Here is a 25,040-nt window from a genome sequence, read left to right as displayed (position 1 = left end):
GATTAGATGAGACACCTGAATTAATCCAGAATGCCCTTATCGTTCCGAGTTGGGACAAAACTGCGACGTGGGTAGGCAGTGGGGTACCACTTTTGGTTTTGGCGCCTTCCTGCTTAGTTGTCCAGCGAAGCCGTCGAGTATGCGTCCGCAGATTTCAGCTGGGATTCTGATCTGCCGTTCTTCGCTGACACGAGGCGGTACTGATTGAATCAGAACCGAAGCTCCAACTTCTTTTCTTGTTTTGGCGCGATTTCTTCACGCAAACCGGCGTTCACTCGCTCGAAAACGCTGTAGCAGTGAAGCGAAAGCTCAGCTCCGCAGCCCCGGCGCCTCCTGCCCGGTGCGCGCCACATACTCGGTGTAGCCGCCGCCATATTGGTGGATGCCGTCCGGCGTCAGTTCCAGCAAGCGGTTGGAGAGCGCGGCGAGGAAATGCCGGTCGTGCGAGACGAACAGCATAGTGCCCTCGAACTCGCTCAGCGCATTGATCAGCATCTCCTTGGTCGCGAGATCGAGATGGTTGGTCGGCTCGTCCAGCACCAGGAAGTTTGGCGGATCGAACAGCATCTTGGCCATTACCAGCCGCGCCTTCTCGCCGCCCGACAGCACCCTGCACCTCTTCTCGACGTCGTCGCCGGAAAATCCGAAGCAGCCGGCGAGCGCGCGCAAGCTGCCCTGGCCGGCCTGCGGAAACGCATCCTCCAGCGATTGGAATACGGTGCGCTCGCCGTCGAGCAGGTCCATCGCATGCTGGGCGAAATAGCCCATCTTGACACTGCCGCCGATGGCAATTGTGCCCTCATCCGGCTCGGTCGAGCCGGCGACCAGCTTGAGGAGCGTCGACTTTCCGGCGCCGTTGACGCCCATCACGCACCAGCGCTCCTTGCGGCGGATCATGAAGTCGAGCCCGTCATAGATGCGCCTGCTGCCGTAGGCCTTGTGGACGCTCTTCAAGTTGACGACGTCCTCGCCCGACCGCGGCGCCGGCTGGAATTCGAACGCCACCGTCTGCCGTCGCCGCGGCGGCTCGACGCGCTCGATCTTGTCGAGCTTCTTGACCCGGCTCTGCACCTGCGCGGCATGGGAGGCGCGTGCCTTGAAGCGCTCGATGAACTTGATCTCCTTGGCGAGCATCGCCTGCTGGCGTTCGAACTGAGCCTGTTGCTGCTTGTCGGCGAGCGCGCGCTGCTGCTCATAGAACTCGTAGTTGCCGGAATACGTCGTGAGCTGGCCGCCGTCGATCTCGACCACCTTGTTGATGATGCGGTTGATGAACTCGCGGTCGTGCGAGGTCATCAACAGCGCACCCTCGTAGCCTTTCAGGAACTGCTCGAGCCAGATCAGGCTTTCGAGATCGAGATGGTTGCTCGGCTCGTCAAGCAGCATTACGTCGGGCCGCATCAGGAGGATGCGGGCCAGCGCCACGCGCATCTTCCAGCCGCCGGAGAGTTTTCCGACGTCGCCGTCCATCATCTCCTGGCTGAAGCCGAGGCCCGCCAAGGCCTCGCGCGCACGGCCATCGAGCGCATAGCCGTCGAGTTCCTCGAAACGGTGCTGCACCTCGCCGTAGCGCGTGATGATGTCGTCCATCTCGTCGGCCTTGTCGGGGTCAGCCATCGCGGCCTCGAGCTCCCGGAGTTCGGCTGCGACCACGCTCACGGGCCCGGCCCCGTCCATCACCTCGGCGACCGCGCTGCGGCCCGACATCTCGCCGACATCCTGGCTGAAATAGCCGATCGATATTCCACGATCGACCGAGACCTGGCCTTCATCGGGCAGTTCCTGGCCCGAGATCATCCGGAACAGCGTGGTCTTGCCGGCGCCATTCGGACCGACCAGGCCGATCTTCTCGCCCTTCTGGAGCGCGGCGGAGGCTTCGATGAAGAGGATCTGATGGCCGAGTTGTTTTGAGACGTTATCGAGGCGGATCATGGGACGTGCTAGAAAAACAGGAGTTGCGGCCTCTTATTCGATCCGGGGCTCTGGTGGAAGCCCGTTTCCATGCATTCTGCGTCTCATCACGTGTCTTCGGCCGCCACACTGAGGCCGCGCTATGCGCGACGCATCAGCTTCAGTTCGGCGGACAGGCGAAGGCTGCGCTTGCCCGCGAGAGCAATCCCCTCCAGCTCCGCGCCATCCTCGCGGCATGCACCGGTAAAGCCGATGCCGACCTCGTGGCCGCCGAAGACGGGGCTTACGCCCTTTGCAGGCGTATGTTCCTGATTGATCATCTCGCCCTTCCAGCGGCCGTCGGCGGAAGAATACGAGCCAAGGTAGTAGAAGAAAGCGTCTCCCCCGAGGATACGGCCATCCATCAGCAGCATGACGCCGGATAGCCACGCATCGATACCGTCGAGCGTGCGGACATGAATAGAATACAGCCCATTGACGATGCCGCCCGTCCCGACGGTGCCGCTCGGCGGCAGCGCCTCGTCATCGAGTGGCGTCAGGTTGGCCCAGAACACGGCGCCCGGCACGGCATCCGAGCTGCCTTCAAACAGGATCGTCGATCCCTCCCGCTTCCCGCGCACTTTGATGGCGGCCACGTCTGCCCCCATTAGCGGCTTGAAATGGGGGTCATCATTGTGACGCTCGGTGACCACGGCCGCGTCGATCCCACCGTCCCGCACCTCGTAAGTGCCGAGATGGGCAAACGCAGAATTGCCACCCAGCATCTTGCCGTCGTGCATGCACATGATGCTGCGGCCGAACGCGCCGTTGATGCCGTACTCGACCTTGTAAAGCCCGTTGAGCAACGAAAAATCCATAAGCAATTGATTCTCGAGGCGAGATAGCAGCACGGGAGGCCCCGCGCCACTGGGTGTTTTGGCGCAGCTGCCCATGGCGGTGCGTCGTCAATATACCCGACATTATACCCGACACTACCTAGTGCCGCTTGAAGTACTGAACGTCGCGCTCGTGCTTTTCGGCGGCGGCGCGCGACTTGAAGGTGCCGAGATTGCGCCGCTTGCCGGTTTTCGGGTTGACCTTGCGAGAGTAGAGTCGGTATTCGCCGGAACGTAGCTTTCGGATCATCACGTCACCTCGCCAACATCTTCCTGGCATCAACCGGGATAGCGGGGCCAATGTTCCAACCGGCTAAACTCGACTAGAGCGCGATGAAATTAGGCTGGATCATCATCGCGCCTTAGGTCCTTGTTTGAGCATGATCTCCGCGAAACGCTCCGCGTTTGTTGTGGGGGAAAATCGCTACGCACTTTTCCGGATCATGCTTTAGAAGCATAGAGTAGTTACGAGGTTGCCGCGCTTGTCCTTGATTGCATAGGGACAGCGGATGCGCTCCAGCGCCTTTTTCGCGCTCTCGTCGCCGAGCGCGGCGGCGCGCTCGTAATAGGCTTTCGCCGCGTCGGCATCCTTTGGCCCGCCGCGGCCGGTCTGCGTGAACGCGCCCATCCGCTCCAGTGCGCCGGCATGGTTCTGCGCGGCTGCCTTCTCGAACAGCGCGCGCGCCGCGACGTCGTCCTGCGCGCCGCCCTCGCCTTCCGACAGCATCATACCCAGCTGGTACTGCGCCTCCGCATTAGTCTCTGCGGCCTTGGCAAGCAGCTCGCGGGAGCGCGCCGGATCGGACGGCGCGCCGCCGCCGAGCGCCGCGAGATTGCTGACGCCGCGGCGGATTGCCGGCCTGCGCTGCGCGCTCGAAGAGCTTGCGGGCCTGCGCCTCGTCCTTTGCAACTCCGGCGCCGGTGCCATAGAGCACGCCAAGCTCCACCATCGCCGATGTCGAGCCCTTGTCGGAGGCCTTCCGCCAGGCGGCGACCGCTTCCGCCGTCTGTCGATTGGCCGCGTAGGCGCGGCCGAGCTGGTACATCGCCCGGCGTGAGGATTTCGCCGCCACCGCGCAATATTTGATCGCGGTTGGAATGTCGGACGGGGCGATCTCCGCTACGCCCTTCACATCGGTCGGCCTGTCGGGATCGGAGGGATCGGCGGCGACGCGGTCGCAAAGGACGAGGTCCGCCGACTGCGCGTGCGCGAGCACCGGCACGGCCAACATCGCGGCAACGGCAATTGCATGGAGCGACTTGATCATCGCGGCAGGTTGCTTCGCCGCCCCGGCAAATTCAAGGCTCGAGCCCGGTCTCGCGCAGCACAGGCGCAACCTCCGCGGATGCCAGATAGCGCAACAGGTGATCGGCGGCATCCTTGTTCGCCGAGGACATCGTGCGACCGGCGGAGAACACCGCCGGCGTCTGCAATTCCAGCGGAATTGGACCGACGACCTCGATTCCGCTGACCTGCTTCAGCTCGCTGATCTGCTGGACGGCGAGATCCGCCTCCCCTGTGACAAGCCTTTCCGCGGTGAAGCCGGCGGGGATGATGACAGCGCGGGCGTTGACCTCGGCGGCGATGCCGAGCCGTTCGATCAGCCGTGAAAACAGGATGCCGCTCGCACCGATCCGTGAATAGGCCACCGAGCGCGCGCCGCACAGCGTTGCACGCAACGCTGCTTCGGTTGCGATATTGGGACGCGCTGCGCCCGCCCTCACGGCGAGACCGACATAGGAGCGCGCGCGATCGACGCAACTCTCAGGAGCGATGTGGCCCTCGCGTGCCATCTCGTCGAGTCCCTCGCGGGTCAGGATCACGAGATCGGCGGTCTCGCCGCCGCGCAGACGCTCGAGCAGCGCCAGCGTCGGCGCGAAATCGGCATCGATGCGCACGCCGCTCGCGGCCCGGTAGTTTGCAGCGAGCAAGCCGACCGCTCCCTTGAGCGCCAGCGTCGAGAGCACGCGAACCGAATGATCTGTCATCCCTCAGGCCCGTCGCATCAGCGCCCCCCACGGAGCACCCAAAGTGCTGCGCTATCTAGCGCGGTTCATGATGCAGCGAAACCGCCTTGAGCGCGGTTGCGAGCAAGCGTCTCATCATAACGCAAAGGTCCGCCAAAGCTTTCGCCTGGCGGACCAAATTGTGTCTCCGGACGTCGCCGTCCGGATTTGGTTGGTGTCTTACGCTGCGGCCTTGGCGCCGGTTGGAACCTGCGAGATCGTCTTCAGGATCTGCGACGCGATCTGGTAGGGGTCGCCCTGCGAGTTCGGGCGGCGATCTTCCAGATAGCCCTTGTAGCCGTTGTTGACGAAGGAGTGCGGAACGCGGATCGAGGCGCCGCGGTCGGCCACGCCATACGAGAAGGTGTCGATCGACGCCGTCTCGTGCTTGCCGGTCAAGCGCATGTGGTTGTCGGGACCGTAGACCGCGATGTGGTCGGCGCGGTTGGCCTTGAAGGCATCCATCAGCTTCTCGAAATACTCCTTGCCGCCGACTTCGCGCATGTACTTGGTCGAGAAGTTGGCGTGCATGCCGGAGCCGTTCCAGTCGGTGTCGCCAAGCGGCTTGCAATGGAATTCGATGTCGATGCCGTAGCTCTCGGTGAGGCGCAGCATCAGGTAGCGTGCCATCCACATCTGGTCAGCGGCGGTCTTGGAGCCCTTGCCGAAGATCTGGAATTCCCACTGGCCCTTCGCCACTTCGGCGTTGATGCCTTCGTGGTTGATGCCGGCGGCGAGGCAAAGGTTGAGATGCTCTTCCACGATTTTGCGGGCGACGGCGCCGACGTTCCTGTAGCCGACGCCGGTGTAGTACGGGCCCTGCGGCGCCGGATAACCGGACGAGGGGAAGCCCAGCGGGCGGCCGTCCATGTAGAAGAAGTATTCCTGCTCAAAGCCGAACCAGGCGTCGGCGTCATCGAGGATGGTCGCGCGCTTGTTCGAGGGATGGGGCGTTTTGCCATCGGGCATCATGACTTCGCACATCACCAACGCGCCGTTCTCGCGTGCGGCGTCCGGATACACTGCGACCGGCTTCAGCACGCAGTCGGAGCTGTGGCCCTCGGCCTGCTGGGTCGACGAACCATCGAATCCCCAAAGCGGTAACTGCTCGAGCGTCGGAAACGATGCGTATTCCTTGATCTGCGTCTTGCCGCGCAGATTCGGTGTCGGCGTATATCCGTCGAGCCAGATATACTCGAGCTTGTACTTGGTCATTTAGCCTCTCTGTTGATGATGCAAAAACGTGCGGAAACCAAAGCCGGTTGGTGCCGCACGTACCCGGCCACCGTCGGCCGATTCTCGCCAAGCAATTAAAATGCCAGCCGCTGCACTGCGGCACCCACCCACCCGATGGACGCCCGCGACGGCACTGCATTTTTTGCTGCGACAAAGCAGCGCGGCTGGCATGCGCCCCAGGCAGCCGAAATTGGCGCGTTGCAGCCTTGAAGCGCCCGATTCTCCAGCAGTCCGGCTCCTGGACCTTACCTCCGACCAAAGCCGAGGCAGTGGCAGCCGACGATTTGCGTTCCGGGAGGCGGATCTTCGCAACCAACCGTCAGGGCCGAGCGTTGACCATCCGCATGCTGCCTCTCGGAAGGCAGGCGCAAAATTGCCTATGAATTAGCCAGAATATGACCGTTTCCTAATCAAGCTGCCCCTGCTTGCGTCTCGAAAAGTCCCGGCCGATACCGAAATTGGTAACCACGGGCGAACAAGTCGGGCGCACTATGGAGATCCGCGTCCGTTAAGGAGACTTCACATGATTACTTCGGGCCTAAACCAGGGATCCGCCAAGATCTATCAATTCCCATCCGGCGGCCGCGCGGCTCTCGGGGGACGTCCCTATAGCGAGCGGACAGCACTCGAGCTTGCGGCACAAGTCGAGACCGCGAGTTGCAGCGATAGCTGGTACCATCAGGCAGCGATCGACGATGCCAATCGGGGACAGGATCATTGATGCCGGCGCAATTTGGAGACGCGATGAACGCCAGGCATCAAGCGGCATCGGGACAGTAAGGAAGGGTCGGAACGGAAAGTTTCGGCCCTTTTTTCATGTCGAACTGCAGGCCGTGGCCGCCCGTCGGGCGTGCTTGAGCGAAGTCAATCCGGCCTTGGTGATGATGAGGGTGACGCCGTTGCCCGAGTAGCGCGATCCAGACAACGAGAAGCGCTTCTTCAATGTCACCGCCTTGCCATCAAGTTGCAGATGGGCGCGCGCATCATACTGGTAAAACGCCGCGATGAACTGCGTGCCGTCGGCGCAGCGGTAGTTCTGGAACGTTTGCGCCGACGCGGCTGACGCACCGAAGGCTACGGAAAGAGCTGTGCCCACAAGAATGGTGATCTGACGATAATGCATACTGTCCCCCTGGCTGGGCGGTTATACCAGTCATCCGCAGCGCCCACACGACATAATCAGCCACGCAGGTCTGTCCGATGCACGAAGCCCCGGCCCGCCATCTCAATCTTTTGGGAGCAAGCAATTTCCGCGATCTCGGCGGCTACCCGACCCGCGACGGCCGCAGTGTGCGCTGGCGGCAGATTTTCCGCTCCAACCATCTCGGCCACCTCACCGCCGACGACGTCGCGGTGGTTCGCAGCCTCGGGGTGAGAAGCGCATTCGATTTTCGCGGCGTTGTCGAACGCGCCGATGCACTGTGCGGCCTTGCCGACATCACCGTGCACTCGTTGCCCGTCGAGCCGACTGTGGTGGCGGCCTTGCGCGCCATTGCTGCCGGCGGCCGGCCGCCATCAAGCGCGGACGCGGTTGAAGTGATGCGGGATTCCTACCGCGGCTATGTCCAGGAGAACACGCCACGCTATCGCACTCTGTTTGCCCATCTGCTCGAAGACCACGCGCCGCTCGTCATCCACTGCACCGCCGGCAAGGATCGCACCGGCTTCGCCTGCGCACTGATCCTGCACGCGCTCGGCGTGCCCGACGAGGTGATTTCAGAGGATTACCTCTTGACCAACCAGTTCTATAAGCGCGACCCGTCCGCGAGCAGTGACCTGCCTGACGACGTCAAGCAGGTGCTTGGCACCGTGCAGGCGGCATTCCTTGGCGCGGCCTTCGAGGCGATCGAGGCCGACTACGGCGATCTCGACAGCTATTTTCGCGATGGCCTGGGGCTCGGACGGGCCGAGCGCAACGCGCTCGAAGGGCGCTATCTGCAGGCCTGATCGATCCAGCTTCGCTGGTTGCAGGCGTCAGGCTGCTGCTTCCAGCTCGGCGTCGAGATCGGCAATGACGTCCTCGAAGGCCGAAATCGCCTGCTGGATCGCGGCGATCTGCATCAATTCCCAGCTACTCACCGGTCCGGTGCGGTTCTGCAAGGCAACGACAAGGTCGCGCCGCTGCTCCTTGAGCTGAACGAGCGGCAAACCGTGATCCGGAAGATATCCCATAGCAAAAGCCCCATGCCTAGTAATGGCCCGCTTCTACCTGATGGGGTTCTGCAATCGACTTACGGAATTATCGCAAATTTTAGCGATTTCGACCTGTCCCTACACATCCTCGATCTCGATCGCCTCAATCGTTGCGCCGGCCAACGCCTGGGTCAGGCAATTGGTCGCCCATTCGCTGGTGTGAAGATGCTCGGGCGCGCCGTCATCGAGTTCGGCGAGCGGGATCTTGTCGTCGACCCAGCGCTTCATCAGAGCAAAGCGGCGGAACAGGTTGACCTTCTTCTTGATGGCGATCTCCGAAATGATCGACATGATCGTGTTGGCGAGCTTGAGCTTGTCGGGCGGCCCGACGATCGCCTCCGTGTACTGGGCATCCATCAACACAACATCCATCGGGAGCCGCGTAAGCAAGTCGATCCCTGCCGTAATCGCAGCTCGGACTTCGTCGACGTTGTAGTTCTTGTAGACCGCGTTGGTGCCGACCTGCCAGATCGTCAGAACCGGTGCCTCGGCAATGACGTCAGACTCGATCCGCGACAACTCTTCCGGTGCCTCCTGCCCGCCGATCCCACGGTTGATCACGTCAATCATCCGGCCGTAGAAACGTTGCCGCAACAGCATCTCGAGTCGCGGCGGGTATGGCAGGATGTTATCGGCGCCCGCCGTCGACGACGATCCAAAGGCGACGATCTTGACCTTGCGTTGGCTATCAAGCGCTGTCTTGAAATGCCGCATCCTGTGTTCGAATTTAAAGACGTCGAGATGAGTTTCGCACGGCCTCGGGTCGGGCATGGCAAACATCCTCTACGCGAATGAATTTACGAACGCTCGCAGTAGGAAGGCCAAAGCCGCGGCATTGCAAATGAAATCCGCATGATGATAGTGGCCGCTGACGGCCCTGGCCTTCACGGAGGTACCTGATGAATGGAAAAGTCATCGTCATCACCGGCGCCCTCGGCGCGCTCGGCAAGGTGGTGGTTGAGGAAGCTCGGGCGCGCGGCGCACGCGTAGCCGCCATCGATCATGCCGCCTCGCAACTTCCTGCTACGCCTGATCATGTCGAGCTCGGCGGTATCGATCTCACCGATACCGCGCAGGCCACGGCTGCAATTGACAAGGCAGCCGCGCATTTCGGGCGGCTCGACGCGCTGGTCAACATCGCCGGCGGCTTTGTCTTCGAGACGGTCGCGGACGGCGATCCCAAGTCCTGGCAGCGCATCTACGCGCTCAACGTGATGACCGCGCTGAACGCCTCGCGCGCGGCGATCCCGCATCTCACCGCATCCAGCGCCGCTCGCATCGTCAACATCGGCGCGATGGGGGCGCTGCAGGCCGGTGCCGGCATGGGCCCCTATGCCGCCTCGAAGGCCGGCGTGCACCGCCTGACGGAGGCGCTCGCCGCCGAGCTCAAGGGCAAGGTCACCGTCAATGCGGTGCTGCCGTCGATCATCGACACGGCGGCCAATCGCAGCAGCATGCCGACGGCCGATGTCTCGAAATGGGTGAAGCCGAAGGAACTCGCCGATGTCATCCTGTTCCTCGCCAGCGACGCCGCGTCCGCCGTCACCGGCGCGCTGCTGCCGGTCAACGGGCGCGTTTAGATCAATACGCCGGGCTTTTCCGATCCGCGCTATGCTGCGCGCAATGAGTCGCGGCTGAACGCCGCCGGAGCACCCCGTTGGAAACCGCGCTTTATCTGCCCGTCAAACGCTTCCTGGAAAAGCTCGGCTTCACGGTCAAGGGGGAAATCGGCGGCTGCGACCTCGTTGCGCTCAACGCCGACAATCCGCCGCTCGTGGTGATCGGGGAACTCAAGCTCGCCTTCAATCTGGAACTGATCCTCCAGGCGGTCGATCGCGCCGGCGCCGCTGACGAGGTCTGGATTGCTGCAAAGATATCGACCCGCGGCAAAGGCCGCGAGAGCGATGCGCGCTACCGCAATTTATGCCGCCGGCTTGGTTTCGGCATGCTCGGCGTCAACAATACCGGCGATGTCGAAGTGCTGGTGAAACCGCCAACCGCGGCGCCGCGCCGCAATCCCAGGAAGCGCTCGCGCTTGATCGCTGAGCATCAAAAGCGCAAGGGCGATCCTGTGATGGGCGGCTCGACTCGCGCACCGATCATGACCGCCTATCGCCAGCAGGCGCTCGCCTGCGCCTCGGCGCTGTCGGATGGTCCGCGCCGGGTGCGCGACCTCCGTACCGATATCCCCGATGCCGGCAAGATCCTTCTGCACAACGTCTATGGTTGGTTCGATCGCGCGGAGCGCGGCATTTATGTGCTGACAGATGCCGGACGCGCGGCGCTGATGCGCTGGCCGCAGCAATCCATCGCCTTTTCGGGCGCAACCGAGGCGCCACCTTGAGAATCGGCATCGGGAGAACCGCATGATCGTCGTCACCGGTAGCGCGACCGCCCGCCCCGACACCTTTGACGAGATGCGGCGGCTCGCCCTCGAACACGTGCGCCGTTCACGCACCGAACCTGGCTGCCTCTCGCACGCCGTCCATATCGACTGCGAGAACCCGCTCCGGCTGGTGTTTTTCGAGCAATGGGCCGATCGTGCGGCGCTGGAGTCACATTTCGCCGTGCCGGCCTCGCGAGAATTTGTCCGCGCATTACGGTTGCTGACAGCGGTCGCGACCACCATCGAAGTCTACGATGCTCACAAGGTCGAGAGATTCTAGGTGCATGGCTGGATTGCCATAACACTTTCATATTGCAATGCAACATGAGGGCGCATAGTTATCTCTCGCTATCAGAATCGAGGCGACGATGAGCGGAGACTGGAACACCAAGTATGGCACCCGACGCGTGCGGCATGACCCGCCGACGCTCGAGGAAGCAATCTTCGCTGCGGTCGGCATCACCGACGATGTTGAGGCCCAGGCCGAGATCGCCTCTGCACTTATGGGCCTTCCCTACGAAGACGTGTTGGCCGAGGTGAAGAAGACTGCCCGAGTCAGTGCGCGCACCGGCATCGCCACTCGCGTGATCGCGGGCGAACAGGGCGCGCAGCGCTCAGTAGTGGTCGAGCGCCGCGCGGTCCGCCGCTTCGCGATCGACAAGCGCACCGGCACCTGAGATCGAAGAAGGGCAATTCATCGAGCGAATTGCCCTTTCCTCGTGGCCGTTGGCTTACGCGGCGCGACCCCAGCCCGACATCTGGATCAGCATCCGCCAATAGGCGCGATTCATGCTGACGATCGTGCGCGCGGCCTCGATCGGCGAAACCGGCAACATGGCCGACGCTGGTTCGCGCTGGCTGTACTTGGTCAGGTCGATGCTGCCCGTCGACTCGCCGTGACGGAAGGTCAGATGCGCGCCAAATTTGCTGGCGAGTGCCCGCATCGCGTCGTTCTGCGCGCCGGTAGTGATGCGCAATGATGTGTAGCCCCTGGCGCGCGCCTCGGCGATCAGCTCACGGAACAAGATGCTGCCGACGCCCTTACGCCGCACTGTGCCCTCGACGCTGAAGGCGATTTCCGGCTGAGCATCGGGTGACTGCTCCGCCGGATGCAGCTCAGCCGCGCCACGGACGACGCCGTCCTCGAAATAGCCGATGACGACCGTGCCGTCGTGGGCGCATTTCTCGGCATAGCGGCGGATAAAGTCATCGTCGATGAAGCCATGAAAGCGGTCATGGCGGCTGGCTCGGTCCAGACGCAACAAATGATCACGCAGCAGAGGTAACTCTTCCTGCCGGCTCAGCGTCCGCACGGTGCCCTTGGCGAGCGTCGAATGGGGGGAATAATCGTTCATTTCATAACTCCTCGTGGTAGCCCTCGAGGAGGCGTTCAGTCCCTACACGCTCTATATTGTGCACCGCACCATATAATTCAAGTATCTGGATTCATTGAAATGCCCATAGAATTGGCTGTAGATTCTACCAATTACCCTATCATAGCACCATCTGGGTCTGGGTGACGAGGGCCACCAACTTGCCGTCCTCGGTCTCCAGCCGGGTTTGCCAGACTTGGGTTCGCCGTCCCCGGTGAACTGGCGTTGCAGTGGCGGTCACGGTGGTTCCCTCCCTGGCGCCGCCGATGAAGTTGGTCTTGCTCTCCAGTGTCGTGGTGCCCTTGGCGCCTTCGGGCAGGTTGATCACGGTCGCCGCCGCGCCGACCGAATCGGCGAGCGCCATGATCGCGCCGCCGTGAATGGTGTGATTGAGCGTGCAGAGATCCGGCCGCACCACCATCTTGGCGACCACGCGATCCTGGTCGGCTTCGGTGAAGACGACGCCCTTCAGTTCCGCGAACGGCATTTTCATCGACTGGATCCTCTCAAGCGGCGTCATCAAGTCCTCCCGATTTTCCGTTCGCCAACATCGTCGCATGATGGATTGGCCGATTGCGCCCGGCAATGACGTCGGAGGTAATGGCGACGATGACGTCGCCGCCGTGACATGGCACGGCCAATCCGCATATCGTCGGTCATGCGCGACTTCCCTCCCCGCCGGATCGTCTGCCTCACTGAGGAGACGGTCGAGACATTGTACCTGCTCGGCGAGCAGGACCGGATCGTCGGCGTGTCCGGCTACGCGGTGCGGCCGCCGCAGGTCCGCCGCGAGAAGCCGCGGGTTTCTGCCTTCATCTCGGCCGATATTCCAAAGATCCTCGCGCTCGAGCCCGATCTTGTGCTCGCCTTTTCCGACCTACAGGCTGCTATCGTCGCCGATCTGGTGAGGGCGGGCGTCGCCGCTCACGTCTTCAACCAGCGCGACCTCGCCGGTATCTTTTCGATGATCCGCACCCTCGGCGCGATCGTCGGTGCCGCTGATAGCGCCGAACAGCTCGCACAAGGCCTCGAGCAGCGGCTTGCGGCGATCGCCGCAACGCCGCGTCCGTCGCGGCCAAGAGTCTATTTCGAGGAATGGGACGATCCCCTGATCAGCGGCATCGGCTGGGTGTCCGAGCTAATCGAGGTCGCCGGCGGCGAGGACGCGCTGCCGCATTTGCGCGTTCACAAGGCCGCCAAGGACCGCATCATCGCGCCCGACGTCGTGCGTCAGGCGGCGCCCGACGTGATCCTGGCGTCCTGGTGTGGCAAGAAGGTCGTGCCCGATCGCATCAGGAAGCGCGATGGCTGGAACGCAATTCCGGCCGTGCGTAACGATCGTATCGTCGAGATCAAGTCAGCGATCATTTTGCAGCCTGGCCCTGCCGCGCTGACGGACGGGCTCGATGCGATCGTCCGGGCACTGTGGCCCCCAGATGCGCACTCCTCATCGTGAGGCACTAGACATTCTCCACCCCGCACCACTCCGCGATGAACAGCGCGGTCGCTTTCGTCGACTTGCGCAGCGACTCCAGGTCGACATATTCGTTGAAACCGTGCATCGCCGCACCGCTGGCGCCGAAGCAGAGGCTCGGGATGTTGTAATTCAGCCCGTAGAAACGGGTGTCGGTCAGCGCGGTAAACGCGCGGTCCTGCACCGCGCCGCCATAAACTGCCCGATGAGCCCTGGCGAAGGCAGCTTCGGGCGCTTCGGAACTTGTGAGCTCGTACCCCTCGGACAAAAATCCCGACCATTCCACCTGCGGCGGATTGTTGGAGAGAAAGCGATGGTCACGCGCGGCGGCCGATACGCAGCTGAGAATTTCGTTCTGGCACTCCGATATCGACCAGCCCGGCAATACAGCGATCCGGCAATCGACGTCGCACCAGGCCGGCACGCTGGATGCCCAGTCACCACCCTTGATGATGCCGGGGTTGAAGTTGATCGGATGGTCGACCTGCTTGAAATGGCGGTCAGACTTGGCGCGCTCGTTCCAGGCGATCTCGAGCTTCTCAAGTGCGTGGATCAGGTGATACGCCGCCATGATCGCATTCGAGCCGGCGCCCGCCTCGAATACATGCACCGGGAAGCCACGTACCTTCAGGCGAAACCAGATCACGCCGACCTGCGAGCGTATCATTTTGCCGTTGGTCGGCTCCGGGATGAAGCAGGCATCCGCGCGATAGCCGCGCTGCAGCGTCGAGAGCGCGCCGACACCGGTGCTTTCCTCCTCAATCACCGACTGGAAATGGATCCGCGCCGTCGGCTTTAGACCGGCCTTCCCGATCGCATCGAGCGCATACAACGCGGCGATCGTGCCAGACTTCATGTCGCAGGCGCCGCGGCCATACATCCTGCCGTCCTTGACGACGGGCGAGAACGGCGGCGTCTCCCACATGTCAAGCGGGCCGGTCGGCACCACGTCGCAATGTCCCTGCAGGATCAGCGATTTGCCGCTGTTCGTCGCCGGGCGGTAGGTACCGACCACGGTGCGCGCCTTCGAGAAGTCGTGCTCGATCGGACCGAAGCCACGCAAATCCTTCAGTTCGTCGAGATTGATGTGCCAGTCGTCGACCTCGTAGCCGCGCGCGCGCAAGAGATCGGCGATCATGTCCTGGCAAGGCCCCTCCGCTCCGCGAGTCGAGGGAATCGCAACAAAATCCTTCGTTGTCGCAAGCTGTGCATCAAAGCCGGACTCAACGGCGTCAAGGATTCGTTGTTGCGTATCGGCATTCATGCAGCAGCTCCATGAGGAATGTCGGAAGTCAGGCGCAGTACCGTAGCCTGATCTCAGCGCGGCGGATATTGTGCCGGATTGGCTTCCGCTATGCATCTCCGAGCAGCGTTTCGGATGGCGACCGAGCGTCGCCAACCGCCCTCGGGCACTACCCACCGCGCCCTGTCAGAATCGCCGCCCCCTGACTAGGTTGCCGCCCGAAACAATTTGCAGCAAGGAGATACCGATGTCCGGCAATCGCACTGTCCTGCATCTGGTCATCGGCGCGCTGCTCGGCGGCGTCGCGCCCGTCACATTGACGCTGCCTGCTACCGCCCAGCAGCAGGTCGTGTCGCGAGAGCAGGACATCATCGATCTGCGCGTCGGCCAGCGCGTATGGGTCGACGACGGCACGTGCCCCGCCGGGCAGATCAAGCAGGTCGTCGGGTCACAACTGACACAGAGCGGCGTGCTGCGCACCCGCACATGCGTGCAGCGGCTGACCAGGCGTTAATCAGGGGGGCAAACAATCATCGATCCGCCAAGCAGTTCGCGGGGGGCCGCGGTCAGTTCGTCGTTGGCGACGGCTCGAACATGCACTGCAGTGTCGGTTTGGCGATCTTGGTGAAGGTTGGGCCGATTTCCGACTGCTTGGACGGCGGCACCCAGTCGGTCTCAATCGTCGGCACTCCGGTCTCGCTGATGCCGCGCAGCAGCGCTTCGCGCAGGTCTGCGTCCTCTACCGTCGCGGCGGCGTAGTCGTGCAGGCAGCCGCACACCGCCTCCGGATGCGCCCAGCGGCCAAGCATGTGGGGTGCGCAGAGGCGAACGAACTCGCCACGCGGATCGGGCACCTTGAACAGCGAGCGGAGCTGCAAAGATTGGAGCGGAAGCTGAGACTGCGCCTGCGCTGAGGCAGTGAGGGCGAACGATGCCACAAGGGCGGCGAGACAGATGCGGAGCAACATGCGGAGCCTTTGCCGGCGATTTTCTGGATTTGCGTCGCGATTAGTACGCCGCCATCACCATCGGCGCCGGGGTCATGACCGGGGGGCTTTTGTAGGAGAAGGTACCGACGCCAGGCAATCCACTGTCAGCAGAACCAGCCAGCGACGGAGCGACAATCAAGACCGCGAAGGCGAGGATGAAGCTGGTGGCTCGCATTTTGACTGTCTCCGGTGTTGTTCCGGCGGCCCCCGCCGCTTTCTTGACAGTTTGATAACAACTCGCCGTTTCCGGACATCTGCGCCAAAAGCGGAAAATGGTTTCATTGGCCGGGAGAATTGTTTCGTCGGCCGCGGGTCGACGAAACATTGGCGGCAAAAGACAAACAGTTTCAATGGCGCCGCTGGCTCAATCGGGTGTCATGGCGTGCGCCGCTGAAACGGACCGCAGCGCAGCAAAGCCAAGCCCGCCACGAATCATGCTGCACCCGATTTATGGTGAGCATTGATGCAACCCTTCGCCTCGTGGCACGTTGTCGTCCTTCAACACAGCGGAGGATGTCAATCGTGGGCAGTGGCAACAACGGTGTTGGCAGTGAACCCCGCACACGTGGCCAGCAGATGGCTGGCGCAATGCCACAACAGGGCACCCATGTGATGGGCGACAATGAATGCGCGCCGCAGAAGCTTGTGCGGCTGGTCGGATGCCGCGATTCCAGGATCGAACCCGAAAGGCCAGGCTACGACTTCCGCGCAAAGCAGCTCGGCCAGACCAAGCGCTAGTTCGCAGACGAGCTGAGCTTCACAGCTCAAGCGCTTGGATCGTCTACTGAATAAATTCGCCGCACCTCTGCACGCTGGTATCGCCGGTTCCCCAAGGCATGATCGGCACCGACGAGGTCGAGTTTTTTGGGGAGCCTTCGATCAGCTTGTCCGAATAGACCATGTAGACCAGCACGTTACGCTTGGCATCGCAGCCGCGAACGATCTGCATTCTCTTGAAGAACAGCGAGCGGCGCTGGCGAAACATGTCGTCGCCCTGGCTCATCTTGTCCTTGAAGCGAATCGGCCCGATCTGGCGGCAAGCCAACGAGATATCAGAGACTTCCTCGGCCAAGCCGAGCCACCCCTTGAAACCGCCTTTCTCGGGCACAGTGAAATGGCAGGCCACACCATCGACCTCGGGGTCGTCGACGCCATAGGTCGCGAGTTTGTCGTCCGGACTGATCCATTTGAAAACCGTGGAGCGGCGGAAGATCAGGTCCGGCTCATCCGCCGCGATCGCTGACCCAGCATGCCCCAAAGCGACAACCAGAAGCGCCAGCACAAACCACCACCGACACCGCGTTAGGATGTCGCACGCGCTCACATAGCTCGATGTCATGAGGGTCTCCGCTGGCAGTCGCCCTGTGGACTGCTGAAAAAGCGGCGGCGCAGGAAGGCGCTCCGCAGGTAACCGATCACCGCGCCGCTTTAACCTTACGTGAGGCTTTTTTGTTACGCTTTCCGCGAAAACCAGGCGATCACGCAAGGGTTAGAGGTGTAGGCTGGTGAACGTATTTCGCCTTTGCGACAACTAATACAAGGCTTGGACTGGGAATTGGAATATGCGTGCGAACGGGCGCCGTGTTGCCATTTTTGATTTTACGAATGGGCGAGTTTGGCCGTTCGCCATCCTGACTGCCGCAGGCACTATTGGCGTCTCCACGCCAGCGGACGCAACCCTCTACTATTGGGGCGGCTATGACTCCGGTTATTACGTGCCCGCTGTGCCGATGGTTCAACCGCGCCGGCAGAAGGCATGGCGGAATCCGGTCAAAAAGGACGTAGCAGTCAAGAGCGAGACCGGCACCAAGCCGCAGGGGCCGCTGGTCATAACGGTTTCCATCGAGAAGCAGCGGGTGCAGGTTTTCGATTCGAATGGCCTGTTCGCCGAGAGCCCGGTGTCGACCGGAATGAAGGGGCACTCGACCCCGATGGGTGTGTTCAGCATCATCCAGAAGCACAAATTCCACCACTCCAATATCTATAGCAACGCGCCGATGCCGTACATGCAGCGCATCACCTGGTCGGGTGTGGCAATGCACGCCGGCGTGCTGCCGGGCTATCCGGCGTCGCATGGCTGCATCCGCATGCCGATGGCGTTCGCGGTGAAGATGTGGAATTGGACGAGGATGGGCGCCCGCGTCATCGTTACGCCCGGCCAGATGACGCCCGTGAGCTTCTCGCATCCGCTCCTCGTCGCGCAGAAGGTCCCGCCGCAGCTTGTCGGCGAGGATCTCAAGGTCGACGCGCCGCTCGGCGTGAAGGGCGACAAGGGCGTGAACAAGCCGGAGACCAGTCTCGATCCGCGCTCGACGGTCGGTCCCTCGTCCCAGCCCGTTTCGCTTCACGACAATACCCGCACGGCAGATGCCCGCGGCAGCATATCGTCGGCAACCGCATCGGTGACGATGTCCGACGCCCCTCCAACGTCGGTGGATGCCGCCACGGCCCAGTCCGACCAAGCATCCAAATCTGACGTGAGTGCCGACGCAGCGAGACCGGAGTTACCGGCGGCCCAAAGCGACACCGCATCGACGGGCGACCGTGCAAAGACCGAGGCGCCGAAAGTCGAATCGGCAAAACCTTCCGTCATCGGCCCTGTGGCGCCGAAGGCGCCCGATGCTCCGGCTGCGGGCGCACCTGACAGCAAGAAGGATTCGTCACGGCTTCCGACGCTTGCAAAGTCAGAACCGAAGCGCACCGGCCAGATCTCGGTGCTGATCAGCCGCAAGGACTCGAGACTCTATGTGCGACAGAATTTCGCGCCGCTGTTCGATGTGCCCGTGACGATAGCCCAGAGCGACCGGCCGCTCGGCACGCATGTGTTCACGGCGGAATCTGACAAGAACGATGCGAATGTGTTGCGGTGGACAGTGGTCACGCTTCCGGTCATCGTCCGCCACGCCGCGCGCATCGACCAAGGGGATCGTCCCTCGGGCCGTCGCAAGGTCACTGGTCTAGAGCCCGTCGAAGCAAAGCTGCTGCCCGCGCCGAACAGCCCGACCGAGGCGCTCGACCGCATCACGATCCCTGCCGATGCGATGGCGCGGGTTACCGAGGCGCTTGGCACCGGCGCATCCATCATCGTCGCCGATCAAGGCATCAACCAGGGCGAGACCGGCGAAGGCACCGACTTCATCGTCTCGCTGCACTAGAGATGCAAGCCATAACGGCTTCTTGAAGGCTGCGGCCGGCGCGTTGCACTATGATCCCGCCAAGTCAGTTCGAGGGCGCGAGCATGATTGACCGCAGGACACTGATCGTGGCAGCGCTTGCCGCGCCGGCGGGTTGGTGCCCGCTCCGGGCGCAGACCGGAATGAGCCGGATTACGGCCTACGCGTTCTCGTTCCCAGCGCTTGCCGGCGGCGACATCCGCCTCGCCGACCATGCCGGCCATCCCTTGCTGATCGTGAACACAGCCTCGCTCTGCGGCTTCACTCCGCAATATGCCGGCCTGCAGCAATTATGGACCGAGTTCCACGATCGTGGCCTCGTTATCATCGGCGTGCCGTCAAACGATTTCGGCGGTCAGGAGCCGGGCGGCGAGACCGAGATCGCGGAGACGGCGCAGCATCAATACGGCGTGACATTCCCGATCGCCGCCAAGGCCGTCGTGAAAGGGCCGAATGCGCACCCCTTCTACAGATGGGCCGCCGAGGCGCGGCCGAAGGACGTGCCGCGCTGGAACTTTCACAAGTACCTGATCGGCCGCAACGGCTATATCGCCGATGTCTTCCCCGAGTCGGTCGAGCCCACGGACACACGAATCAAGACCGCAATCGCGCGCACGCTGACGGCCGCCTGAGCAACCGCGGTAATCCCCGGAATCAACTCATCCGGCGAGGATTTGGACACAAAGCCGCCACCTCCGTTGTCTTGGCGGCACCGATCCAACTAGGGTACTATTCGGCGGGGCAGGCGGTGGATTCGGTACCGGTAAAGAGCCAGTACCGGAACGGGATCAGCAAGGAACACACCATGCGCATTGCGGCATCTCTGGTCTTCGCGGGCACGGTGTCGTTGCTCGCCTCAACCGCGGCGTGGCCGCAGAGCCCCGCAGCCAAGGGTGCAACCGCTCCGCCCCCAACTGCCACTCCTCAAGCGGCCGCCCCTGCTCCGGCCGCAGCCAAGGGAACGGCGGCAACGCCGCAGGCCGCACCGGCGACAGCCGCAACCGCGGCGCCCGTTCCGCCGCAACAGCCGCCGCAGCCGGCGCGAGCCGCCTGCAACAATCCGAGCGCGCTCGGCGTCGGCCGCACCGTCGAGATCGACACGACCGGCGGTCCGGGCTTCGGGTTCGAGCACTTCAAGCAACTCGACTTCCTGCGCGACCACGAAGTCGTGCTGACCTTCGACGACGGCCCGTGGCCGAACAACACGCCGGCTGTGCTCAAGGCGCTCGCCGATGAATGCACGACAGGCATCTTCTTCCCGATCGGCAAGCACGCGACCTATCACCCCGAGATCCTCAAGCAGGTCTATGCGGCAGGCCACACGGTCGGCGCGCACACATGGTCGCATGCCAATCTGAACAACAAGAAACTGACCGAGGAGCAGAGGAAGGATGAGATCGAGCGCGGGTACGCCGCGGTCAAATGGGCGCTCGGCGTGTCGCCCTCGCCGTTCTTCCGCTTCCCCGCCCTGCAGCATCCGCCGGAAATGGTGACCTATCTCGGCACCCGCAACATCGCGATCTTCTCCTGCGACCTCGACTCCTTTGACTTCAAGTCGAGCAAGCCGCAGGCCGTGATCGATACCGTGATGAAGAAGGTCAACAAGCTCGGCAAAGGCATCATCCTGATGCACGACTTCCAGAAGCATACCGCCGAGGCGCTGCCCGAGCTGTTGAAGCAGCTGAAGGCGGGCGGCTACAAGGTGGTCGCGATGCGGGCGAAATTCCCAGTCACGGTGATCCCGCAATATGAGGAAGAGCTCGCCAAGGACGTCAAGTTGCCGACCGTGAGTTCGCGGCCGGTGAACAGCGTCGTCACCACGGTCTCGGAATAGCCGCTATCCTGGAAAGATCGGCGGCGCTGCGCCACAATCGCATGGATACCGAATCCGACCACGTCGTTGTAAGGTTGAAGAACGTCGTGGTGGAGGCCGCGTGCGGCATTCATCCCTGGGAACAGCATCCCGAACGTCCTAACCGGCTGTCCATCAATGTGACGCTGTTCGCTGCGCTCGGCGAGCGACGCCTCGCAGAATTTGGCTATATCGACTACGACGGCATCAGGGACTTCCTGAAGGGATTTCCCGCGCGTCCCCACACGCCCCTGCTCGAGACGCTGCTTGACGAGATCGTGGACAAATGCTTCGCCGACGCGCGCGTCAGCTCCTGCCGCGTCTCGATCATGAAGCTCGACATCTTCAACGAGGCTGAGGCCGCCGGTGTCGAAGTATACCGAACCCGGGCGAACTGGACCTGATGCGCATTGCGCTCGTCACCGGAGCCGGCAGGCGACTCGGAGCGGTCATCGCGCAGCTGTTGTCGCGGAACGGCTTCAAGGTCATCGTTCATGTCAACCGGTCGCGCACTGAGGGACAGGCGATCGTACGCCGGATCGTTGACGATGGCGGCGCCGCGGCGCTCGTCGCCTGCGACTTCAGCCGGCCGGACCGGATCCCGAACTTCTTCGGCAAGATCGTCGAGCACCACGGCATGCCGGAGCTGATCGTCAACAACGCCTCCGCGTTCAGCTACGACTTTCCTGGCAAGGCTTCCGCCGCAATCCTGGACACGAGCCTCGCCGTCCACGTCAAGACCCCGTTCCTGCTGCTGGAGCTCGCGTACAAAAGCGCGAGCCGCCGGCGACCCGTAACCGTGGTGAACATCCTCGATCAGAAGGTCGTCAACCTCAATCCGGACTATTACAGCTACACGATCGGCAAATGCGGTCTCTACGCCGTCACCCGGCTGTGGCAGATGAACCCGACTGACCGGATGCGGGTGTTCGGCATCCTGCCGGGCCTGCTCTATCCGAGCGGCAAGCAGACGGCTCGCGATTTTGACCGCGTCAAGAGCGATACCGTGCTCCGGCGCAATCCCTCGCCTGAGGAGATCGCCAACACCGTGCTGTTCTTTGCGGACAACAAATCCATCCCCGGCCAAAACCTTGCGGTCGACGGCGGCGAAAGCCTCGTCCGCAGGACGCGCGACATCGCCTACGAATGACCGGTCGACGGGACGCTATGCATCTCCGTAGGAGGCCTCGGCGTTGCGCGGACCGCGGCCGTAGCCGGCGATGATGAACAGCGCGCCGATGATCGAGAGGTTCTTCAACGCATCGATCAGGGTCTTGCCGTTGTCCGGCGGCGACTGATTCCAGAAATCGTGGAAGTAGAAGGTGGCGAAGCACACGAAGATGATCAGCAGGATTGCGAAGAACCGTGCCAGCAGATTCAGCGCGATCATCAGCCCCGCGAGGATCTCGAAGGCGCCGATCGCAATCGTGAGCAGTTGCATGAAGGGCATGCCGGCAAAGGTTTCGAGCTGCACGGTGTAGGGCGCAACGAGCGCTGGAACAGCCACCTTGGCCGTCAGGACATCGGCGGTCGCCTGGATGCTGAACAGCTTGGTCGCCCCCGAATAGATGAACAGGACGGCGAACAAGACTCGCCCAAACGTAATGAATGCCGGCATGGGTTGGCCTCACGAAATCGCGGAAATCGACGAAGCAGGCGAAAGGATTATGGTCGTTCCGCCTGCCTCGATCAAATCGAATCCTCTGCCGCCCCTCAACCGAACAGCGTCGGTTGCGCGCGCCCGGCTCGCTCCTGGGCTTCGACCGCGGCGACGGCAGTCATATTGAGGATGCCGCGCGCCGTGACGCCTGGGGTGAGAATATGCGCAGGCCGCGCCGGGCCAATCAGGATCGGACCGACGGGCAACGCATCTGCGAGCACCTTGATGGTCTGGTAGGCGATGTTGGCCGCATCCAGCGTGGGCATGATCAGGATGTTGGCTTCGCCCTCCAGCCGCGATTGCGGCAGCACCATCTTGCGTGCCACGGCCGACAGCGCGGTGTCGGCCTGCATCTCGCCATCGGCCTCGAGCTCCGGGTGCTTCTCGTTCAGGAGCTGCATGGCGCGGCGCATCTTGCGCGCTGACTCTGTATCGTAACTGCCGAAGTCGGAATGCGACACGAACGCGACCTTGGGCTTGAAGCTGAAGCGATGGGCGTGGATTGCCGCGAGCGATGCTACCTCGGCGAGTTCCTCCGCGCTCGGGTTGGGCCGCACCTGGGTGTCGGCAATGAAATAGGCGCCCTTGGTGGTGATCAACAGCGACAGCGCCGCGTAGTCGCTGATCCCGGGCAGGAAGCCGATGATCTCGCGAACATGGCGCAGATGGGTCATGTACCCGCCTTCGACGCCGCACAGCATGGCGTCGGCCTCGCCGCGCGACACCGCAAGTGCCGCAATTACCGTGTTGTTGGTGCGGACCACCGTCCGCGCGGCATCGGGGGTCACGCCGCGCCGGCCGGCGACATCGATGTAGGACTGCACATAGGAGCGGTACCGCGGATCGTCCTCGGGATTGACGAGGTCGAAATCGCGGCCGGCCTTGATCGACAGGCCGAAGCGCTTGATGCGGGTTTCGACAACCGATGGACGGCCGACCAGGATCGGCCGCGCAAGCGTCTCCTCAAGCACGACCTGGGTGGCGCGCAGCACGCGCTCGTCCTCGCCTTCGGCATAGATCACCCGCACCGGCTGGGTCTTCGCCTTGGCGAATACCGGCTTCATGGTCAGGCCGGAGCGGAACGCGTAGCGCTGAAGCTGGGCGCAGTATTCGTCGAAATTCTTGATCGGCCGGGTCGCCACGCCGGACTCCGTAGCAGCCCTCGCTACCGCCGGCGCGATGCGCAGGATCAGGCGCGGATCGAACGGGCTCGGGATCAGCGAGCCCGGGCCGAACCCTTGCGTCTCGCCAGTCTCGAAACCATGCGCGACCGCATCCGACGGCGGATCGCGCGCCAGCTGGGCGATCGCGTCGACCGCGGCATGCTTCATTGCCTCATTGATCGCGGTGGCGCCGACATCGAGTGCGCCGCGGAAAATGAAGGGGAAGCAGAGCACATTGTTGACCTGGTTCGGGAAGTCCGAACGCCCTGTGCAGATCATGGCGTCAGGCCGCGCCTGGCGCGCCTCGTCGGGCATGATCTCCGGCACCGGGTTGGCAAGCGCCATCACCAGCGGTTGATTCGCCATCCGCTTGACCATCTCGGGCTTGAGCACGTTCGGCGCCGAAAGCCCCAGGAAGATGTCGGCGCCGCCGATCACGTCGCCAAGCACGCGCGCGTCGGTCTTCTGGGTATAAACCGCCTTCCAGCGGTCCATCGTGGTGCCGCGGCCCTCGTACACGACGCCGTCGATGTCGCAGACCCAGATGTTCTTGCGCTGCGCGCCCATCGAGACCAGGAGATTGAGGCAGGCGATCGCTGCGGCGCCCGCGCCCGAGCAGACGATCTTGACGTCGGGAAGCTTCTTGCCGTTCAGCAGCAACGCGTTGACGATCGCCGCAGCGACGATGATGGCGGTGCCATGCTGGTCGTCGTGGAATACAGGGATCTTCATGCGCTCCTTGAGCTGCGACTCGATCTCGAAGCACTCCGGCCCACGGATGTCCTCCAGATTGATGCCGCCGAAGGTCGGCTCCAGCGCCGCAACCGTCTCGACGACGCGCTCGATGGTGTCGGCCTTGATCTCGATGTCGAACACGTCAATGCCGGCGAATTTCTTGAACAGTACCGCCTTGCCCTCCATCACAGGCTTCGACGCCAGCGGGCCGATATTGCCGAGACCAAGCACGGCGGTGCCGTTCGAGACCACCGCCACCAGATTGGCGCGCGCGGTGAGCGCAGCCGCCTCGGCCGGATTGTTGGCGATTTCGGTGCAGGCCGCGGCCACGCCCGGCGAATAGGCGAGCGCGAGGTCACGCTGGTTGGCAAGCGGCTTGATCGCGTGGATCTCGAGTTTGCCCGGCCGCGGCAGCCGATGATAGGCAAGCGCCGCGCTATGGAGTTCTTCGGACGATGACGACATACATGCTCCCCGCGTTTCCGGCCCTGAAGTCTTGTTGCTTTGCTAGTCCAAGGGAAGTCAGTTTTCCGGCAAATCGAGCCGGATGTGAAGCATGCCCAACCGCTTGGACGCAACATCCGGTAACGTCATCGTCAACAGACCCGGCAGGCCATCCCCCGCGGCTGCGGCCTCCTCCGCTCTTCCAGCCGGAAATCGCAACTTCATTCCCTGTGAAAGTCAGGGCTGACATCGCGGCTGAAGCGGAGACGCGGTTCGTCGTTCAGACAACCTGATCGTCAAGCTGATCGCTTCACGGAGAGCCCGCA

Annotated in this window: 30 protein-coding genes and 1 pseudogene; 14 read left to right on the top strand and 17 right to left on the bottom strand. The window is 62.8% G+C overall.

Annotated features, from left to right (window positions below; all coding sequences use genetic code 11):
• Window positions 1-309 precede the first annotated feature (309 nt).
• The 6 genes and pseudogenes from JQ553_RS06690 to JQ553_RS06665 all read right to left on the bottom strand — a co-directional run bounded on the left by JQ553_RS06690 (window position 310) and on the right by JQ553_RS06665 (window position 6,008).
• Window positions 310-1,932: an ABC-F family ATP-binding cassette domain-containing protein gene (locus JQ553_RS06690; RefSeq protein WP_212499113.1), complete on the bottom strand. Its 1,623-nt coding sequence runs from the start codon at window positions 1,930-1,932 to the stop codon at window positions 310-312.
• 119 nt (window positions 1,933-2,051) lie between these two features.
• Complete coding sequence (locus tag JQ553_RS06685; protein ID WP_212499679.1) at window positions 2,052-2,756, bottom strand: hypothetical protein; 705 nt, start codon at window positions 2,754-2,756, stop codon at window positions 2,052-2,054.
• Between the two features lie 130 nt (window positions 2,757-2,886).
• The gene (locus JQ553_RS06680) at window positions 2,887-3,036 is read right to left on the bottom strand and encodes a hypothetical protein (protein ID WP_016843021.1); all 150 of its coding nucleotides are present in this window, start codon (window positions 3,034-3,036) and stop codon (window positions 2,887-2,889) included.
• 198 nt (window positions 3,037-3,234) lie between these two features.
• Window positions 3,235-4,054, bottom strand: a pseudogene (locus JQ553_RS06675) (tetratricopeptide repeat protein).
• 31 nt (window positions 4,055-4,085) lie between these two features.
• A complete protein-coding gene (locus tag JQ553_RS06670; protein ID WP_212499112.1) occupies window positions 4,086-4,775 on the bottom strand; it encodes a substrate-binding domain-containing protein in 690 nt (229 codons plus the stop codon).
• A 198-nt stretch (window positions 4,776-4,973) separates the two neighbouring features.
• On the bottom strand, window positions 4,974-6,008 hold the full coding sequence (locus tag JQ553_RS06665) for a glutamine synthetase beta-grasp domain-containing protein (protein ID WP_212499111.1): 1,035 nt from the start codon (window positions 6,006-6,008) through the stop codon (window positions 4,974-4,976).
• 544 nt (window positions 6,009-6,552) lie between these two features.
• On the opposite strand from JQ553_RS06665, the gene JQ553_RS06660 reads away from it, so the two are divergent.
• Window positions 6,553-6,750, top strand: coding sequence for a DUF2735 domain-containing protein (locus tag JQ553_RS06660; RefSeq protein ID WP_212499110.1), 198 nt, complete (start codon window positions 6,553-6,555; stop codon window positions 6,748-6,750).
• Window positions 6,751-6,843: 93 nt separating this feature from the next.
• Here the strand turns inward: JQ553_RS06660 and JQ553_RS06655 are convergent, their stop codons facing one another.
• Window positions 6,844-7,152: an MliC family protein gene (locus JQ553_RS06655; protein ID WP_212499109.1), complete on the bottom strand. Its 309-nt coding sequence runs from the start codon at window positions 7,150-7,152 to the stop codon at window positions 6,844-6,846.
• 77 nt (window positions 7,153-7,229) lie between these two features.
• Here JQ553_RS06655 and JQ553_RS06650 point away from each other — a divergent pair, with 77 nt between their 5' ends.
• Complete coding sequence (locus JQ553_RS06650; protein WP_212499108.1) at window positions 7,230-7,976, top strand: tyrosine-protein phosphatase; 747 nt, start codon at window positions 7,230-7,232, stop codon at window positions 7,974-7,976.
• Window positions 7,977-8,003: 27 nt separating this feature from the next.
• Here the strand turns inward: JQ553_RS06650 and JQ553_RS06645 are convergent, their stop codons facing one another.
• Entirely contained in the window at window positions 8,004-8,201 is a 198-nt protein-coding gene (locus tag JQ553_RS06645) for a hypothetical protein (protein WP_212499107.1), read from the bottom strand.
• 99 nt (window positions 8,202-8,300) lie between these two features.
• The gene (locus JQ553_RS06640) at window positions 8,301-8,993 is read right to left on the bottom strand and encodes an SGNH/GDSL hydrolase family protein (protein ID WP_212499106.1); all 693 of its coding nucleotides are present in this window, start codon (window positions 8,991-8,993) and stop codon (window positions 8,301-8,303) included.
• Window positions 8,994-9,121: 128 nt separating this feature from the next.
• Between JQ553_RS06640 and fabG the strand changes: the two genes are divergently transcribed.
• The 4 genes from fabG to JQ553_RS06620 all read left to right on the top strand — a co-directional run bounded on the left by fabG (window position 9,122) and on the right by JQ553_RS06620 (window position 11,285).
• Window positions 9,122-9,802 carry a 3-oxoacyl-ACP reductase FabG gene (gene fabG, locus JQ553_RS06635; protein WP_212499105.1) on the top strand — a complete coding sequence of 227 codons (681 nt, stop codon included), beginning with the start codon at window positions 9,122-9,124 and terminating at the stop codon, window positions 9,800-9,802.
• 77 nt (window positions 9,803-9,879) lie between these two features.
• Window positions 9,880-10,566 (top strand): DUF2161 domain-containing phosphodiesterase, encoded by a 687-nt coding sequence (locus tag JQ553_RS06630; RefSeq protein ID WP_212499104.1) that lies wholly within the window; start codon window positions 9,880-9,882, stop codon window positions 10,564-10,566.
• Between the two features lie 22 nt (window positions 10,567-10,588).
• Entirely contained in the window at window positions 10,589-10,888 is a 300-nt protein-coding gene (locus JQ553_RS06625) for a putative quinol monooxygenase (RefSeq protein ID WP_212499103.1), read from the top strand.
• A gap of 88 nt (window positions 10,889-10,976) precedes the next feature.
• Window positions 10,977-11,285 carry a hypothetical protein gene (locus JQ553_RS06620; RefSeq protein ID WP_212499102.1) on the top strand — a complete coding sequence of 103 codons (309 nt, stop codon included), beginning with the start codon at window positions 10,977-10,979 and terminating at the stop codon, window positions 11,283-11,285.
• Between the two features lie 54 nt (window positions 11,286-11,339).
• On the opposite strand, the gene JQ553_RS06615 is transcribed toward JQ553_RS06620, so the two are convergent.
• Both JQ553_RS06615 and JQ553_RS06610 read right to left on the bottom strand, forming a co-directional pair.
• On the bottom strand, window positions 11,340-11,963 hold the full coding sequence (locus tag JQ553_RS06615) for a GNAT family N-acetyltransferase (protein ID WP_212499101.1): 624 nt from the start codon (window positions 11,961-11,963) through the stop codon (window positions 11,340-11,342).
• Between the two features lie 139 nt (window positions 11,964-12,102).
• Window positions 12,103-12,501, bottom strand: coding sequence for a PaaI family thioesterase (locus tag JQ553_RS06610; RefSeq protein ID WP_212499100.1), 399 nt, complete (start codon window positions 12,499-12,501; stop codon window positions 12,103-12,105).
• 138 nt (window positions 12,502-12,639) lie between these two features.
• On the opposite strand from JQ553_RS06610, the gene JQ553_RS06605 reads away from it, so the two are divergent.
• A complete protein-coding gene (locus JQ553_RS06605) occupies window positions 12,640-13,437 on the top strand; it encodes a cobalamin-binding protein (protein ID WP_212499099.1) in 798 nt (265 codons plus the stop codon).
• Between the two features lie 4 nt (window positions 13,438-13,441).
• On the opposite strand, the gene JQ553_RS06600 is transcribed toward JQ553_RS06605, so the two are convergent.
• Window positions 13,442-14,719 carry an ArgE/DapE family deacylase gene (locus JQ553_RS06600; RefSeq protein WP_212499098.1) on the bottom strand — a complete coding sequence of 426 codons (1,278 nt, stop codon included), beginning with the start codon at window positions 14,717-14,719 and terminating at the stop codon, window positions 13,442-13,444.
• Between the two features lie 226 nt (window positions 14,720-14,945).
• Here JQ553_RS06600 and JQ553_RS06595 point away from each other — a divergent pair, with 226 nt between their 5' ends.
• The gene (locus JQ553_RS06595; RefSeq protein ID WP_249144012.1) at window positions 14,946-15,212 is read left to right on the top strand and encodes a DUF6719 family protein; all 267 of its coding nucleotides are present in this window, start codon (window positions 14,946-14,948) and stop codon (window positions 15,210-15,212) included.
• Window positions 15,213-15,264: 52 nt separating this feature from the next.
• Here the strand turns inward: JQ553_RS06595 and JQ553_RS06590 are convergent, their stop codons facing one another.
• Window positions 15,265-15,666 carry a hypothetical protein gene (locus tag JQ553_RS06590; protein WP_212499097.1) on the bottom strand — a complete coding sequence of 134 codons (402 nt, stop codon included), beginning with the start codon at window positions 15,664-15,666 and terminating at the stop codon, window positions 15,265-15,267.
• 40 nt (window positions 15,667-15,706) lie between these two features.
• The gene (locus JQ553_RS06585; protein ID WP_212499096.1) at window positions 15,707-15,862 is read right to left on the bottom strand and encodes a hypothetical protein; all 156 of its coding nucleotides are present in this window, start codon (window positions 15,860-15,862) and stop codon (window positions 15,707-15,709) included.
• Window positions 15,863-16,200: 338 nt separating this feature from the next.
• Here JQ553_RS06585 and JQ553_RS06580 point away from each other — a divergent pair, with 338 nt between their 5' ends.
• On the top strand, window positions 16,201-16,425 hold the full coding sequence (locus tag JQ553_RS06580) for a hypothetical protein (protein WP_212499095.1): 225 nt from the start codon (window positions 16,201-16,203) through the stop codon (window positions 16,423-16,425).
• A 43-nt stretch (window positions 16,426-16,468) separates the two neighbouring features.
• On the opposite strand, the gene JQ553_RS06575 is transcribed toward JQ553_RS06580, so the two are convergent.
• The gene (locus JQ553_RS06575) at window positions 16,469-17,026 is read right to left on the bottom strand and encodes a CreA family protein (RefSeq protein ID WP_212499677.1); all 558 of its coding nucleotides are present in this window, start codon (window positions 17,024-17,026) and stop codon (window positions 16,469-16,471) included.
• Window positions 17,027-17,249: 223 nt separating this feature from the next.
• Here JQ553_RS06575 and JQ553_RS06570 point away from each other — a divergent pair, with 223 nt between their 5' ends.
• From JQ553_RS06570 to JQ553_RS06550, 5 genes are all read left to right on the top strand, one after another.
• Window positions 17,250-18,842, top strand: a complete 1,593-nt coding sequence (locus tag JQ553_RS06570) for a L,D-transpeptidase (RefSeq protein WP_212499094.1) — start codon at window positions 17,250-17,252, stop codon at window positions 18,840-18,842.
• Window positions 18,843-18,925: 83 nt separating this feature from the next.
• On the top strand, window positions 18,926-19,492 hold the full coding sequence (locus JQ553_RS06565) for a glutathione peroxidase (RefSeq protein WP_212499093.1): 567 nt from the start codon (window positions 18,926-18,928) through the stop codon (window positions 19,490-19,492).
• 173 nt (window positions 19,493-19,665) lie between these two features.
• Entirely contained in the window at window positions 19,666-20,694 is a 1,029-nt protein-coding gene (locus tag JQ553_RS06560) for a polysaccharide deacetylase family protein (protein WP_212499676.1), read from the top strand.
• Between the two features lie 41 nt (window positions 20,695-20,735).
• Window positions 20,736-21,116, top strand: a complete 381-nt coding sequence (locus JQ553_RS06555; protein ID WP_212499092.1) for a dihydroneopterin aldolase — start codon at window positions 20,736-20,738, stop codon at window positions 21,114-21,116.
• On the top strand, window positions 21,116-21,862 hold the full coding sequence (locus tag JQ553_RS06550; RefSeq protein ID WP_212499091.1) for an SDR family oxidoreductase: 747 nt from the start codon (window positions 21,116-21,118) through the stop codon (window positions 21,860-21,862). The genes JQ553_RS06555 and JQ553_RS06550 overlap by 1 nt, the downstream gene beginning before the upstream one ends.
• A 15-nt stretch (window positions 21,863-21,877) precedes the next feature.
• On the opposite strand, the gene JQ553_RS06545 is transcribed toward JQ553_RS06550, so the two are convergent.
• Both JQ553_RS06545 and JQ553_RS06540 read right to left on the bottom strand, forming a co-directional pair.
• Window positions 21,878-22,330 carry a DoxX family protein gene (locus JQ553_RS06545; protein WP_212499090.1) on the bottom strand — a complete coding sequence of 151 codons (453 nt, stop codon included), beginning with the start codon at window positions 22,328-22,330 and terminating at the stop codon, window positions 21,878-21,880.
• A gap of 95 nt (window positions 22,331-22,425) precedes the next feature.
• On the bottom strand, window positions 22,426-24,735 hold the full coding sequence (locus JQ553_RS06540) for an NADP-dependent malic enzyme (RefSeq protein WP_212499089.1): 2,310 nt from the start codon (window positions 24,733-24,735) through the stop codon (window positions 22,426-22,428).
• Window positions 24,736-25,040: the final 305 nt, after the last annotated feature.

Source organism: Bradyrhizobium lablabi (assembly GCF_018131005.1).
Lineage (GTDB): Bacteria > Pseudomonadota > Alphaproteobacteria > Rhizobiales > Xanthobacteraceae > Bradyrhizobium > Bradyrhizobium lablabi_D.
This window is presented reverse-complemented; position numbering and strand designations above follow the sequence as displayed.